The sequence below is a fragment of the Mesorhizobium sp. RSR565B genome (assembly GCF_054719465.1).
Genome location: NZ_JBTTIE010000001.1, coordinates 1551960 through 1566299, shown reverse-complemented (window position 1 = coordinate 1566299; position 14340 = coordinate 1551960). Strand labels below are relative to the sequence as shown.

The 14340-nt window shown below is 62.2% G+C and carries 13 protein-coding genes and 1 other RNA gene; 8 read left to right on the top strand and 6 right to left on the bottom strand.

Annotated elements, in window-relative coordinates; translation table 11 throughout:
- Positions 1-156 precede the first annotated feature (156 nt).
- The 3 genes from ACYG9R_RS07545 to ACYG9R_RS07535 all read right to left on the bottom strand — a co-directional run bounded on the left by ACYG9R_RS07545 (position 157) and on the right by ACYG9R_RS07535 (position 4719).
- On the bottom strand, positions 157-2025 hold the full coding sequence (locus ACYG9R_RS07545; RefSeq protein ID WP_023712586.1) for an extracellular solute-binding protein: 1869 nt from the start codon (positions 2023-2025) through the stop codon (positions 157-159).
- A complete protein-coding gene (locus ACYG9R_RS07540; protein ID WP_023725788.1) occupies positions 2025-3902 on the bottom strand; it encodes an extracellular solute-binding protein in 1878 nt (625 codons plus the stop codon). Before ACYG9R_RS07540 ends, ACYG9R_RS07545 begins: the two co-directional genes overlap by 1 nt.
- A 151-nt stretch (positions 3903-4053) precedes the next feature.
- Positions 4054-4719 (bottom strand): c-type cytochrome, encoded by a 666-nt coding sequence (locus ACYG9R_RS07535; RefSeq protein WP_023669512.1) that lies wholly within the window; start codon positions 4717-4719, stop codon positions 4054-4056.
- A gap of 193 nt (positions 4720-4912) precedes the next feature.
- On the opposite strand from ACYG9R_RS07535, the gene ACYG9R_RS07530 reads away from it, so the two are divergent.
- Both ACYG9R_RS07530 and ACYG9R_RS07525 read left to right on the top strand, forming a co-directional pair.
- A complete protein-coding gene (locus ACYG9R_RS07530) occupies positions 4913-5638 on the top strand; it encodes a 3-deoxy-manno-octulosonate cytidylyltransferase (protein ID WP_023696751.1) in 726 nt (241 codons plus the stop codon).
- 53 nt (positions 5639-5691) lie between these two features.
- Entirely contained in the window at positions 5692-6555 is an 864-nt protein-coding gene (locus tag ACYG9R_RS07525; RefSeq protein ID WP_023696750.1) for a prephenate dehydratase, read from the top strand.
- A gap of 6 nt (positions 6556-6561) precedes the next feature.
- Here ACYG9R_RS07525 and ACYG9R_RS07520 read toward each other — a convergent pair whose 3' ends face one another.
- The 3 genes from ACYG9R_RS07520 to ACYG9R_RS07510 all read right to left on the bottom strand — a co-directional run bounded on the left by ACYG9R_RS07520 (position 6562) and on the right by ACYG9R_RS07510 (position 8339).
- A complete protein-coding gene (locus ACYG9R_RS07520; protein WP_023669515.1) occupies positions 6562-6867 on the bottom strand; it encodes a Dabb family protein in 306 nt (101 codons plus the stop codon).
- Between the two features lie 75 nt (positions 6868-6942).
- The gene (gene nudC / locus ACYG9R_RS07515; RefSeq protein WP_023823777.1) at positions 6943-7884 is read right to left on the bottom strand and encodes an NAD(+) diphosphatase; all 942 of its coding nucleotides are present in this window, start codon (positions 7882-7884) and stop codon (positions 6943-6945) included.
- A 35-nt stretch (positions 7885-7919) separates the two neighbouring features.
- Positions 7920-8339, bottom strand: a complete 420-nt coding sequence (locus ACYG9R_RS07510; protein WP_023823776.1) for an HIT domain-containing protein — start codon at positions 8337-8339, stop codon at positions 7920-7922.
- Positions 8340-8496: 157 nt separating this feature from the next.
- On the opposite strand from ACYG9R_RS07510, the gene ffs reads away from it, so the two are divergent.
- From ffs to ACYG9R_RS07480, 6 genes are all read left to right on the top strand, one after another.
- Positions 8497-8593, top strand: an RNA gene (gene ffs / locus ACYG9R_RS07505) — signal recognition particle sRNA small type.
- A 204-nt stretch (positions 8594-8797) separates the two neighbouring features.
- Positions 8798-10609 (top strand): DNA polymerase III subunit gamma/tau, encoded by a 1812-nt coding sequence (locus tag ACYG9R_RS07500; RefSeq protein WP_023823775.1) that lies wholly within the window; start codon positions 8798-8800, stop codon positions 10607-10609.
- A 30-nt stretch (positions 10610-10639) separates the two neighbouring features.
- On the top strand, positions 10640-10963 hold the full coding sequence (locus ACYG9R_RS07495) for a YbaB/EbfC family nucleoid-associated protein (RefSeq protein WP_023669519.1): 324 nt from the start codon (positions 10640-10642) through the stop codon (positions 10961-10963).
- Positions 10964-11181: 218 nt separating this feature from the next.
- On the top strand, positions 11182-12150 hold the full coding sequence (locus ACYG9R_RS07490; RefSeq protein ID WP_023692601.1) for a cell wall hydrolase: 969 nt from the start codon (positions 11182-11184) through the stop codon (positions 12148-12150).
- A gap of 97 nt (positions 12151-12247) precedes the next feature.
- On the top strand, positions 12248-12853 hold the full coding sequence (recR, locus tag ACYG9R_RS07485; RefSeq protein WP_023823774.1) for a recombination mediator RecR: 606 nt from the start codon (positions 12248-12250) through the stop codon (positions 12851-12853).
- Positions 12854-13047: 194 nt separating this feature from the next.
- The gene (locus ACYG9R_RS07480; protein ID WP_023823773.1) at positions 13048-14325 is read left to right on the top strand and encodes a lytic murein transglycosylase; all 1278 of its coding nucleotides are present in this window, start codon (positions 13048-13050) and stop codon (positions 14323-14325) included.
- The last annotated feature ends 15 nt before the right edge of the window (positions 14326-14340 follow it).

Here is a 14340-nt window from a genome sequence, read left to right as displayed (position 1 = left end):
TTGTGGGGAGGGTCGATCCGCGAAGCGGAGCGGGGTGGGGGTAGTCTCGATCCGGCGTACGCCGTCACACCCCCACCCCGGTTCGCCATTCGCGCTGCGCACGAAGTGCTCACCGACCCTCCCCACGAGGGGGAGGGTAAAGTGCCGCGCAACAGCCTACCCTTTGCCAATTTTTGCCGCCTTGCCCTTGTCGACCCACCACAGCGCTTCGACCGGGAAGTCGAAATCGGGTTTCCGCTCGGGAAAACCGAACATGTCCCAATAGGCGCTTCGATGATTCGCCAGGAACCAACTTGGAATCCAATCCCTCCGTGCACGCAAGACCCGGTCGAGCGCGCGCATGGCAATTGTCAGGCTTTCGCGACCCTCGGCGGCACCTGCGGCGTCAACCAGGGCGTCGATGGCCGGGCTCGACGTTCCCGGCAGATTGCGAGAGCCCGATACGGTAGCTGCTCGCGAATGGAAAATGGTTTCGAGGTCATCACGGGTTGGCGTCGCCGGAAACGAGGCCGCGACCGAGACGAGGTCGTAGTCGAACGAATTCTGCCGCAGCTGATATTGCGCGGCATCCACCAGCCGGATCGAGGCATCGATGCCGACCGCCTTCATGTTTTCGACCCAGGGCGAGTAGACCTGTTCGAAGACTTCGTCGTCGACAAGAAACTCTGCGGACAACCGACCACCCTTGTCGTTCACGACGAAATTGCCGGACCGTTTCCAGCCGGCCTCGGCCAGAAGCTTGGCCGCCTTGCCAAGCAACTGCCGGTCGCGGCCGGAGCCGTTCGACGCGTCCTGGATCACGGCTTCGCCAAAAGCCTCGGCGGGAATCTGCTCACGCAGCGGCTCAAGAAGAGCCAATTCTTGTGGCGACGGTCTGCCCTCGGCGCGAAATTCGGATTTCTCGAAGCAGGATTGCGAGCGCTCATAGGAACCGTAGAAGAAATTGCGCCGCGTCCATTCGAAGTCGAAGCACAGCCCGATCGCCTGCCGCACGCGCGAGTCGCGAAACTGCTCGCGCCGCTGGTTGACGGCGGTGCCCTGCATCGAAGGCACCGTTTCGGCCGGGAATTCGTGCTTCACCACCTTGCCGGCAGTGAAGGCTGGGAAGTCGTAGCCGGTCGCCCAGACGCGCGAGGTGAATTCCTCCCTGTAGAGGATTTCTCCCTTCTTGAACGCTTCGAAGGCAACGCTACGGTCCTGATAGAACTCAACGCGAATCCGCTGAAAATTGTTCTGGCCGCGATTGACCGGCAGGTCGTTGCCCCAATAATCAGCCACACGCTCATATTCGATCCAGGCCCCTGCCGACCAGCGACCGACCTTGTAGGCGGCTGACCCCAACGGCGGGTTCATCTGCGAGGAATCGAACGGGTTGGTCGTGTAGAACGCCTTCGACAGGACCGGGAACTCGACGACGTTGAGGATGGTGCGGCTTGTCTGCTTGCCGGAAAACCTAAGCTGCAGCGTGTGGGCATCCACGGCAATCCCGTCATCCAGATGCGTTAGCGGCAGGGAATAGTACGGGTGCCCCTTGTCCTTGAGCAGCTTGAAGGTGAAGGCGGCATCCTCTGCGGTCAATGGCGTGCTGTCATGGAAGCGGGCCTGCGGGCGCAGCGAGAAGGTGAAGTCGTTGCGGTCGTCGGAAATCGTCACGCCGTCAGCGATCAGCCCGTAAACGGCGTCAGGTTCGTCGTACGCTCTCACCATCAGTGAATCGAAGCACATCTCCGTGCGCTGGGGCGAATCGCCTTTGGGGACGAACGAATTCAGCGTGTTGAAGGTCAGCGGCGTCTGGTTGGCAAGCCAGTTGCGCGGCAGGAAGTTGAAGACGCCACCTTGCGGCGCATCGACATTGACATAGTCGAAATGAGTGAAGTCCGGCTTGTATTTGAGGTCGCCGAAAGCCGACAGTCCATGCAGTTTCACGCGGGTTGGGCTGGCGGCGAAAGCCTTGCCCGGCAGCAGCGCAGCAACAGCCGCGGCGCCACTGAGGGCCAGGAAATCGCGGCGAGGGAGCCCCGCCATCAATTGCTGCCCTTGTACTTGGCGGCCAGGGCCTTTTCCTTGTCCGCATCGATCCACCAGGAATCGATATCGGCGCCACGGTAGCCGGGCTGCTTTTCCGGAATGCCGAACTTGTTCCAGTAAGCCAGCCACACAACGGCGCGATAGTATTGCGGCACCACATAGTAATTCCACAGCAGCACGCGATCGAGCGCATGGGTGGTGGCGACGAGGTCATCGCGATCCGTGGCAAAAATGATGCGGTCGACAAGGGCGTCAACGACCGGGTTCTTGATGCCGGAATAATTGCGCGATGCCGGTGTGCCGGCGGACTTGGAGCTCCAAAAATCGCGCTGCTCGTTGCCGGGCGATTCCGACTGTTGGAGCTGTCCTGTGATGACGTCGTAATCGAAATTTCTGACGCGGTTGGTGTACTGGCTCGGGTCGACGATGCGCAGTGTCGCATCGACGCCGATCTTGCGCAGATTGGCGATCCAGGGGCTGGAAATGACCTGGTCGGTTTCATTCGAGCCTAGGATTTCAAACTTGAATGGCTCGCCGGTCTTGGCGTTGACCATCTTGCCGCCCTTGATCACCCAGCCGGCCTGGGCGAACAGGTCGACCGCCTGCTTCAGATATTTGCGCTCCGCCTGCGGCGAATCGTAGACCGGCAACTTGAATTCCTGGGTGAATACTTCCGGCGGCAGCTTGTCGCGGTACTTCTCCAGGATCTCCAATTCCTTGCCTTGCGGCAAGCCGCTAGAGGCTAGGTCCGTGCCCTGGAAATAGCTGTGGGTGCGAGTGTTGAAACCGAAGAACAGCGTGCGGTTCATCGATTCGAAATCGAACGGGTAGGTGAGCGCGGCCCTGACCAGACGATCGGCAAACAACCTATGTCTCTGGTTGAGCATGAAAGCCTGCATCGGCTCGGGCGAGGTGGTCTTGAACTCCTGCTTGATCACATCGCCGGCCTTGATCGCCGCGAAATCATAAAATGTCGCCCAGCGCTTCGAGCTGTTTTCCGGCTTGATATCGTCGAGGCCACCTTTCTTGAACGCCTCCCAGGAGGCGTTGTCGTCAAGAATGTAGGTGAAGTGCTGCGTGTCGAAATTCTCCCGGCCGATCTTCACAGCCAGCTTGGCGCCCCAATAGTCGGGGACGCGCTGCCAGACGATTTCCGACCCCGCCTTGAAGCTGGCGATCTTGTATGCAGCCGAGCCCAGCGGCGGCTCCAGCGTCCCCTTGGTGATGTCGCGCTTCTTGCCATTGTCGTCGGTGCCTTCCCACCAATGCTTGGGCAGCACGACAAGGTCGCCGAGGATCTTGGGCAGTTCGCGATTGCCCTTCTGGTCGAAGTGGAACTCGACCTCACGGTCCGAGACAGCGACGGCGTCGGTGACGTTTTCGAAATAGCGGCTGTACATCGGGCTGTTGGCCTTCAGCACCTGGAACGACCAGATCACGTCGTCAGTGGTGATCGGCTGTCCGTCATGCCATTTCGCCCGTGGGTCGAGCCGGTAGGTGGCCGAGGAATAGTCGGTAGGGTACTTGTAGGCATCGGCGATGAGCGGGTGGCTGACGCTGCCTTCGTCAGTCGCTTGATCCATGAGCGTGTCGTAGAGCAGGCCGCCGCCAAATGGCTGCAGGCCGGCCGCCGGCGAGCCCTGCACGACGTAGGGATTGAAGCTGTCGAACGTGCCGGAAACGACCGAATTGTAGGTACCGCCCTTCGGTGCATCCGGATTCACATAATCGTAGCGCTGGAAGTTCTCGCCATATTTGGAGGGGCCGATCAGCGAAGAGGTGGTGTGCCATTCCTGGGGGAAGGATGCCTGCAGGCCGCCTGCGAGGGCGCCCACAACCAGAAAGGACCTCAGAAGCGTTCGGCCAACCGTCATGCGTTCTCCTCGTCGCGATGCCCGGCAATCCTAAATGATTTGACGCCGGTGAAAACCGCCATGCGGCGGCTTTGTCGCCGCATATGCGATTTTCCTAACAAAAAGCCGGGCTGAACCCGGCTTTTTTGAGGTCATGGAGATGACAATTCGGTTATTTGGCGGGCGCCGGTGCCGGCGTCGCAGGGGCTGGAGCTGCACCTTCAGCCGGCTTGGCCGGAGCGGCACCCTCGGCCGGCTTGGCCGGCGCCGTTGCATCGGCGGCGGCACCTGGCGTCGGCAGCGGCTTCGGGCTATCCGACAGCGTGCGCAGATAGGCAATGACGTTGGCGCGGTCCTCGTCCTTCGGCAGGCCGGCAAAGCCCATCGCCGTGCCCTTCACGAATTTCTTCGGCGAGGTGATGAAGTGGTTGAGATTGTCATAGGTCCACTTCTCGGCGCCGCCCTTGGAAAACTCCTTCATGCCGGCCGAATAGGCAAAGCCCTCATGCTCGGCGACGGGGCGGTCGACGATGTCCCAGAGATCCGGGCCGACCTTGTTGGGGCCGCCTTTTTCGCCGGAATGGCAGGCCTGGCATTTCTTAAAGACGGCCGCACCTTGCTCGACATTGGCGGTGGCCAAAAGGTCGGCGATCGGCTTCGCCTCTGCTGCGGGTCCGGCGGCGCCGCCTTCGGCAGGCTCCGTCGCCTCGATGGCAAAGCCGGGTTTTTCCGGCGCCGGCGAGGCAAACAGGGCGTCGGACACCAAACCGACCGAGAAGACGACGAAACAGGTTCCAAGCAACCCGGCGAGCAGTTTGTTGACTTCGTTGGAATCCATACGCCCCAGGGCTCCCTTTTCCGGCGGACCTCTCCGTCCACTCCGTCCGTCGGTATCGTGACCCACCCCGTCGAGCCGGTCAAATCGGGCGGAAACTAGGTCTTTTGCTTGGGCGTTGCAACACCTATAAGGGCGCTTCCAGTGAGACCTTTTGCCACTTTCCCCATCCTCTTTCGAACGCCTTGCAACCTCGATGTCCACCCTCATCCTGATCCCGGCCCGCATGGCCTCGACGCGCCTGCCGGGCAAGCCGCTGGCCGACATAGCCGGCGCGCCGATGATCGTCCATGTCGCCCGCCGCGCCGCTGAGGCTGGGCTTGGCCGGGTGGTGGTGGCAACCGACACGCGCAGCGTGGCCGAAGCGGTGCGCGCGCACGGTTTCGAGGCGGTGATGACGCGCACCGACCACGAATCCGGCTCCGACCGTATCTTCGAGGCGCTGACCGCCCTCGACCCCGATCGCAAGGTCGAAACCATCGTCAATGTGCAGGGCGACCTGCCGACCATCGATCCCAAGATCATCGGTGCGGCGCTGAAACCGTTCGAGGACGCTGCGGTCGACATCGCCACGCTCGGCGTCGAGATCGTCCGCGACGAGGAAAAGGCCAACCCCAACGTCGTCAAGATCGTCGGTTCGCCGTTGTCGGCGACGCGGCTGAAGGCGCTCTATTTCACCCGCGCCACCGCGCCCTGGGGCGAGGGGCCGCTCTATCACCATGTCGGCCTTTACGCCTATCGGCGCTCAGCCCTCGAACGCTTCGTCGCGCTAAAACCGTCGCCGCTGGAGCGGCGCGAGCGGCTGGAGCAGTTGCGGGCGCTCGAGGCCGGTATGCGCATCGATGCCGAGATCGTGCAATCGCTGCCGCTCGGCGTCGACACGCCGGAAGACCTCGAACGCGCCAGACAAATTCTTTGCTGAGAAGACAAATTCTTTCCTGACACCGCAGATCCTTTCAAACCTGAGATATCGGCATGCCTGACAAGACCAACAGAATAGCCTTCCAGGGCGAACCGGGCGCCAATTCCGACACCGCCAGCCGCAACATGTTCCCTTCCATGGAGCCGTTGCCGTGCCCCACCTTCGAGGATGCCTTCAACGCGGTCGAGACCAACAAGGCCGACCTCGCCATGATCCCGATCGAAAACACCATCGCCGGCCGCGTCGCCGACATCCATCATCTCTTGCCGGAATCGAAACTCCACATCGTCGGCGAATATTTCCTGCCGATCCATTTCCAACTGATGGTGCTGCCCGGCGTCAAACGCGAAGAGATCAAGACCGTGCACAGCCATATCCATGCGCTGGGACAGTGCCGCAAATACATCCGCAAGAATGGCTGGAAGCCGGTGATTGCCGGCGACACGGCGGGTTCGGCGAAGCTGGTCTCCGAGCTCAAGGACCGCAGCATGGCCTCGCTGGCGCCTGCGCTCGCCGCAGAACTCTATGGCCTCGACATCATCGAGAAGAATGTCGAGGACACGGACTCGAATGTCACCCGCTTCGTCGTCCTGACCAAGGACAAGCGGTTGGCCGAACGGCCCTCGGCCGACACCAAGATGATGACGACCTTCATGTTCCGTGTCCGCAACGTGCCGGCTGCGCTCTACAAGGCAATGGGCGGTTTCGCCACCAACGGCGTCAACATGACGAAGCTGGAGAGCTATCAACTGGGCGCCTTCACCGCGACGCTGTTCTACGCCGATATCGAGGGCCATCCCGACGATCCACTGGTCAAGCTGGCGCTGGACGAACTGCGCTTCTTCTCGCGCGAAGTGCGCATTCTGGGTGTCTATCCCGCCAGCGAGTCGCGCGAGCAGTGGAAGGTCGCGGACTAAGGTTCCCTAAACCAGCAGGGTCAGCGGCACATAGTCGATTTCCATGAAGGTTTCGACTTCCGGGATCCAGCGGTCGCGCACGAAGGCAACGTGGTCGGGATGCTCGTTATATCTGGTGTAGGCGGCCTGATCGACGAACTCCATCGAGAAGCCGAAGTGGTAGTCGTTCTTCGGGCTGACTTGCCGCAGCGGCTCGAAATGGGTGACGCCCTTGATTGCGCTGAGAATGCGCTTGGCATCGGAGAGGAACCGCTTTTCCTCCAGCGAGTACTGCGGGTGCTTCAGGGTGAAAACCACGGTGTGACGGATCATTTTTTGCTCCCGTTAAGCAATTCCAGGAAAAGTGTGAAGCGGTTTTCCGTCCGGAATTGCGTAAAATAACAAGTCTTATTCGCTGTCGACCCAGGCGCGGATCAGATGATGCGCGATCGCGCCTTTCGGCGGCGTGACCAGATTGTCCTTGTGCGTCCTCTCCAGCATCGAACGCACCTCGTCGCGAAAAAACCAGCGGCAATCTTCCAACTCGTTGAGATCGGCCTGGATGTCGTCATTGAGCGGTTCGCCGAAACAGCCGATCATCAGCGAATAGGGGAACGGCCAGGGTTGGCTGGCATGGTAGACGACGCGGCCGAGCCGGATGCCGGCTTCCTCCAGCGTTTCGCGGCGCACCGCCGCCTCGATCGTCTCGCCCGGCTCGATGAAGCCGGCAAGCGCCGAGTACATGCCGGGCCCGAAATGCCGGCCGCGGCCGAGCAGGCATTTTTCCCGCGTCGCCGTCAGCATAATCGACACCGGATCGGTGCGTGGAAAGTGCTCGGTGCCGCAATTTGGGCAATGGCGCTTGTAGCCGCCGGCCCGCATTTGCGATTCATGGCCGCATTTGCTGCAGAAGCGATGGGTGGCATGCCAGGCAAGCAGGGCGGCGCCTTGCGCCAGCGCGCCCGCTGCCGCCTCGTCGATCAGCCCCTGCATATAGACCGAGCGATAATCGATCGCCTTCATGGTCTCCGGCAGCTGTTCGGGATCGAGGCCGACCGGCACGGCAAGTACCGGGCCGCTCTCGGCAAAGCCAAGCAGCACGCCTTGTGCGAGTGATGGCTGCAGCTTCTGGCTCTCAGCCAGATCGAACCAAGGGTCGAAGCTGCCATCGTGCAATTTCAGATACAGCCGTCCGCCATGCATCGGCAAAAGACGTGCCGAGGGATCGGCCAACGCCTTTTCGACGGAATCGTCGGCGCGGTTCTCGGATTGCCGATCAATCGTGTTTCCGGCGAAACCGACGAACTGGCTCGGTTCGCGCAAGGGCGCGTCAAAAAGGCGAAAGGTCATGGAAGCTCGAACGTCTAGGAATGGACACAGGCGGCTTATAGCGCCGCCTTGATCTGTTGCGCAAACTGGCGGATGCCTGAACGCTCATAGGGCTCGCGCATGCCGTGCCCCCACACCGGCCCCGGCCAGCCCGGATCGCCTTCCGAGCGGGCGATGACGTGGACATGCAATTGCCGAACGATGTTGCCGAGCGCGCCGGTGTTGATCTTGGTGCAGCCCGTGGTTCTTTTCAGCGCCTGCGCCACCATGTTGGTCTCGAAGGTCAACATCGCCTGGTCGAGCGGCGTCATGTCGTGGATTTCTTCGGCCCCCGGCCGCTGCGGCACCAGGATAAGCCATGGCCAGCGGCTATCGTTCATCACCCTGAGCTCGCACAGGCCGAGCCACATCAGCTGCTCGCTATCCGCCTCCAACCTGGAGTCGAGCGTGAATCCGGCCTTGAGGCCCGGTAGCATTGGCGTTTCCCTTGCGCTTCTCGCATTATTCCCAAACTCATGACGCTAGAGCGGCTGCACGGGGGCTGCAAGCGATTCATTGAGCGGCGGAGTTCACGGGCATCCGATTCTCAATGCACCCTTGCATTTGATCGCTGAATTGCCGATATGGAACGCGGGAGGTTGGTGGTGGACGATCCACTCGCCAACCGGGTCAGGTCCGGAAGGAAGCAGCCCTAACGAGCCCGGAACGGGTCATTGTTCCAGCCTCCCACCTCATCGGCCCCTCTCGCGACATTGACGACGCATTGCAGCGCGGGCGAGACTATTGGAGCAATTCCAGGGAAAGTGTGAGCGGTTTCCCGTCCGGAATTGCGTTAAAGCAAAGGGTAGAGCGGTTTGCCGTTTCAGAAAACGGTGAAACGATCTAGCAGGAATCGGCTACGCTGAGACGCGGCCTTTTGGAGCTTTACGGGCGAATGAGCGAAGCCGGAAATTCGGACCCCGAAAACCTGGAGAAGCAAAAGGCCGTCGCCTATCGCGTGCTGGCGCGCAAATATCGTCCGTCGAATTTCTCCGAACTGATCGGCCAGGAGCCGATGGTCCGCACTTTGACCAACGCTTTCTCCACAGGCCGCATCGCCCAGGCCTGGATGCTGACCGGCGTGCGCGGCGTCGGTAAGACCACGACGGCGCGCATCCTGGCGCGCGCGCTCAACTACAAGACGCCGACGGTCGACCATCCCTCGGTCGACCTCGCCCTCCTGGGCGAGCACTGCCAGGCGATCATGGAAGGCCGCCATGTCGACGTCATCGAGATGGACGCCGCGTCGCATACCGGCATCGACGACATCAGGGACATTATCGAGCGCGTGCGCTATGCCCCGGTGTCGGCGCGCTACAAAGTCTACATCATCGACGAAGTGCACATGCTCTCCACCCAGGCCTTCAACGGCCTGTTGAAGACGCTGGAAGAGCCGCCCCCGCACGTCAAATTCATCTTTGCCACCACCGAAATCCGCAAAGTGCCGATCACCGTGCTGTCGCGCTGCCAGCGTTTCGACCTGAGACGCATCGATGCCGGCGCGTTGGTCGCGCATCTCGCCTCCATTGCCGGCAAGGAAGGCATATCGGTAGACGACGACGCGCTAGCGATGATCGCGCGCGCCGCCGAAGGCTCGGCCCGCGATTCGCTCTCCATTCTCGACCAGGCAATCGCCCATGGCGGCGGCGCCGTCAGCGCCGAAGCGGTGCGCGACATGCTGGGTCTCGCCGACCGCGCCCGCATCGTCGACCTGTTCGAACATGTCATGAAGGGCGATGTGGCGGCCGCCCTTGCCGAATTCCGCAACCAGTACGACACCGGCGCCGATCCGGCTGCCGTGCTGACCGATCTGGCCGAATTCAACCACCTCGTCACCCGGCTGCGCTTCGTGCCGACGGCTGCCGACGACGCTTCCCTGTCCGAGGATGAGCGCCGCCGCGGCGCCGACTTCGCCAGCATGCTGTCGGTCAAGGTTCTGTCGCGAACCTGGCAGATGCTCTTGAAAGGCATTCCCGAGGTGCAGTCGTCCAACCGACCGGTCTGCGCCGGCGAGATGGTGCTGATCCGGCTGGCGCATGCCGCCGACCTGCCGACGCTGGACGAGGCGCTGAAATCTCTGGAGAGCGGCGCTCCGGCGTCCGGTGGTGCGTCACGCCCGAATGGTGCGCCGGTAAATGCCGGCAATGGCGGCGGCGCCAGCGCGGTAGCGCAGACCCGGATGCCGTCCGGGCCAGCCGGTGCGCAAACCATGCGATTGGTCGACGCGCCCCCGGTCGCCTTTGTCGCGCCTCCGCAGCCGGTCGTCGAGCCGCAATCGCCGCCGCTGAAATCGCTGGCCGATATTGTCGCTCTTGCCGACGCGCAGCGTGACATCGCCTTCAAGGTGCTGGTCAAGAGCTGTATTCGCCTGGTGCGCATCGAGCCCGGCCGTATTGACGTCGGCCTGACCGCCGATGCGCCCAAGATGCTGCTCAACGACTTGACGACGAAGCTGCGGGCCTGGACCGGCCGCAACTGGCTGGTGTCATTGTCGAAGGAAGAGGGCGGCCAGACGTTAGCCGAGATGGAATCGACCAGGCGCGAGACCGCTTTCTCCGACGCGAAAAGCGATCCGGCGGTGGCCGCCATCCTCGCGCGCTTTCCCGGCGCCAAGATCATCGACGTGCGCATTCCCGACGCGCCGGAAGTCGACACCGACAAGGCCGAAGCGCCGGTCGAGCCGCCGTCCGACGACGACGAAACCTGACCATAGTACGAATCCGCAAAGGACCCGACCATGAAAGATCTTCTCGGCCTGATGGGCAAGGCGAAGGAAATGCAGGCCAAGTTCCAGGCCATGCAGGACGAGATCGCGACGATTGAAGCAAGCGGGCAGGCGGGCGGCGGGCTGGTCAATGTCACGCTGACCGGCAAGTTCGAAATGAAGTCGCTGAAGATCGATCCGTCGCTGTTCAAGGAGGACGAGGTCGAGATTCTCGAAGACCTGCTGCTGGCCGCTCACAATGACGCCAAAAATAAGGTCGAGCAGATTATGCAGGAGAAGACCAAGGCGCTGACGGCAGGCTTGCCGATCCCGCCCGGAATGAAATTGCCGTTCTGAGCCGGCTCCAACCAGTTAATTGATTATGAAGGGAAATCGGCTGCGGAGGCTGTTGTTAAGACTTTCTCCGGCTTTGCTCACGCGGACATATCCGGGCATTTATAAAGTTTTACCTATGCTGCACGAAAGCTAATCCTTTAGCCATCTTTTTGCCTTTAAGAGTCTCATTCTTGCCACATCTCGGGGCGGGCTGGCATCTGGACAATGAGGCATTTTTGTTGATCGCGACGCGATGGAAGACGCCGCTTCTGCTCGGCATCATCTTCTCCCCTATGTTCCTGGCGGGTTGTAGCCAGACCACGTCTTCGCACGGCCTGTCGGTCGCCAGCCTGACCGACGCCATCACGCCCAGCTTCCTTTCGACGCGCGCCTACCGCAACACGCCGAAGGAGAAGGAATGCCTGGAGCGGGCGATGTTCTTCGAGTCCAACCGCTCGAGCCGTGACGGCATGATCGCCGTCGGCACGGTGGTGATGAACCGGCTGCGCTCCGGCAATCATGGCAGCACCATTTGCCAAGTGGTTGGCGAACCGGGCCAGTTCGCGCCCGGCGTGATGACGCGGGCGATGAATTCGAAAGCGATGCCCGATGTCGAGGAGGCCGCCGATGCGGTGCTCAAGGGCGAGCGCAAGGCCAAGCTGAAGAACACGATGTACTTCCACACCGCCGGCCTGAGGTTCCCCTACAAGAACATGCATTACACCATGGTTGCCGGCGGCAACGCCTTCTACGAGAAGCGCGGTCGCAACTGGCAGCCGCTGCCGGATGAATCCACGACCATGGTTGCCTCGGCGCAGCCGCGCGCGCCTGTGCCTGAAGCGCCGTTGCAGGTTGCCTACGCCGAGCCGGTGGTGAAGACCATTGTCCGTCCAGATCCGGCCAAGCAGGCCGCGGCGGTTCGCGCAGCCAAGGCGACACGTGCCCCGGCCGAGCAGACCTATGTGACGGCTTCCGCGGCGCCCGCCAAGAGCGCCCGCATCGCCGCCAAGCAGACGGAGGTGGCGATGCAGGAGCCGATGGCCGAGCCCGATGCCTCGCGTTTCGGCGGCACGCTGAACGCCCGCTACATCACCTCGGTTCCATCGGCAACGCAGGAAGCGTCAATGGGCTTCCAGTCGACGCCTGAGAATACCGATGCTATCGGCGCGATGATTATCGACCAGACCCGGCCAGCGTCAGCTTACTGACGCCTAAAACAGTTTCCAAGCCCGCCATGGCAGCATGGCGGGCTCGGTGCGTATGCGGCATGTTTCAAAGCGCGCGGAAAAATCCTAGATCAGTGCGATGTCGAAGCGAATCGCCGGTCCCGAGATCGAACGCCTGATCCAGCTCCTGGCCAAGGTGCCGGGGCTAGGGCCGCGTTCGGCCAGGCGTGCGGCACTGCACCTCATCAAGAAGAAGGAGCAGCTTTTGTCGCCGCTCGCCGCCGCCATGGCTGAAGCCGCCGACAAGGTGCGCATCTGCACGATCTGCGGCAATGTCGATACCTCCGACCCTTGCATGATCTGCACCGATCCGCGCCGCGATGCCTCGACGCTGATCGTCGTCGAGGATGTCTCCGACCTCTGGGCGCTGGAGCGGGCGGCGGCCATGAATGTGCGCTACCACGTGCTCGGCGGCACGCTGTCGCCGCTCGACGGCATCGGCCCCGACCAGCTCAATGTCCGCTCGCTGGTCGACCGCGTCGCCGGCGGCGAGGTGAAGGAGGTGATCCTCGCCGTCAACGCCACGGTCGAGGGCCAGACGACGGCGCATTATCTCACCGACCAGCTCTCGGGTTTCGAGATCAAGGTCACCAGGCTTGCGCATGGCGTGCCGGTCGGCGGCGAACTCGACTATCTGGATGAGGGGACGCTGGCGGCGGCCTTGCGCTCGCGGACGGCGTTTTGACGCAATTGGCGGGCAGGATGTGCGACATGAAAGCTTCGCATTCTTCGAGGTTTGCGCCAAACACCCCCCTCTGTCCTCCCGGACATCTCCCCCTCAAGGGGGGAGATCAGCAGCTTCTCGGGCGGCATTCTTCTTTCAACGCTGGTGGTTGGCGAAAACCGAAGCGACAGCCAATCTCCCCCCTTGAGGGGGAGATGTCCGGCAGGACAGAGGGGGGCGCGACAGAACGCGGATCTTTCGGATTGGCGCTCGTTGCGCTTCTCGCATCCCTTGTTGCCCTGCTTCTTGTAGCCCCAGCCTCCGCGGCCAAAATCGACGACCAGTTCCGCGCCTGGCTGCAAACCGATCTCTGGCCGGAAGCCCAGACCAAAGGCATCTCCAAGTCCACCTTCGACGCCGCTTTCGACGGCGTGAAGCCGAACCTCAAACTGCCCGACCTCGTTCTGCCCGGCGAAAAGCCCAACACGCCGCAAAAACAGCATCAGGCCGAGTTCGGTTCGCCCGGCGCCTATTTCGCCGAAAAGACGGTGCGCGCCGTCACGTCAGGTGGGCGCACGCGCGAGGCGGCCAACGCCAAGACGCTGGCTGCGATCGAAAAGCGCTACGGTGTCCCGGGCGAGATACTATTGGCGATCTGGGGTCGCGAGACCGGCTTCGGCGCGGCGAAAATGCCCTACGACGCCTTCGAGGTGCTCGGCACCAAGGCATTCATGTCGACCAAGAAGGACTTCTCCCGCACCGAGGTGCTGGCGGCGCTCGAGATCGTCGAGCATGGGTTGGCGCCGGTCGGCGCCATGAAATCATCCTGGGCCGGCGCGCTCGGCCAGCCGCAATTCATGCCGACCTCGTTCCTGAAGCACGCCGTCGACTACGACGGCGACGGCCACCCCGACATCTGGAATTCGACGCCTGATGTGCTGGCCTCGATCGCCAACTATCTCGTCCACTATGGCTGGGTGAAGGGGCGTGGCTGGGGCTTCGAGGTGACGGTTCCGGAAAGCGTTTCCTGCTCGCTCGAAGGTCCCGACCAGGGCAAGAAGATCTCAGCCTGGGCGGCGATGGGAATCAGCCGCGTCGGCGGCAAAGCCTTTCCGGCCAACGAACTGAAGGCGGAAGGGTTCCTTTTGATGCCGGCCGGACGCAGCGGTCCGGCCTTCATCGCCACGCCGAATTTTTACGTGTTGAAGCAATACAACACCAGCGACCTCTACGCCCTGTTCATCGGCCATGGCGCTGACCGCATCGCCCATGGCGATGCTGATTTCGTCGGCAGCTGGGGTGCGGTCGGCGGCCTGCATCGTTCCGACATCGCCGCGCTTCAACAGGCGCTGGAGGCCAAGGGCTACGATGTCGGCAGCGCCGACGGCCTGCCCGGCTTCAAGACCCGCCGCTCGATCGGCAGCTGGCAGGAAAAGAACGGCCGCCCCGCCACCTGCTTCCCCGACGCCGATCTGGTTGCTGCCATCAAGTAACACCGAAAAGAGCAG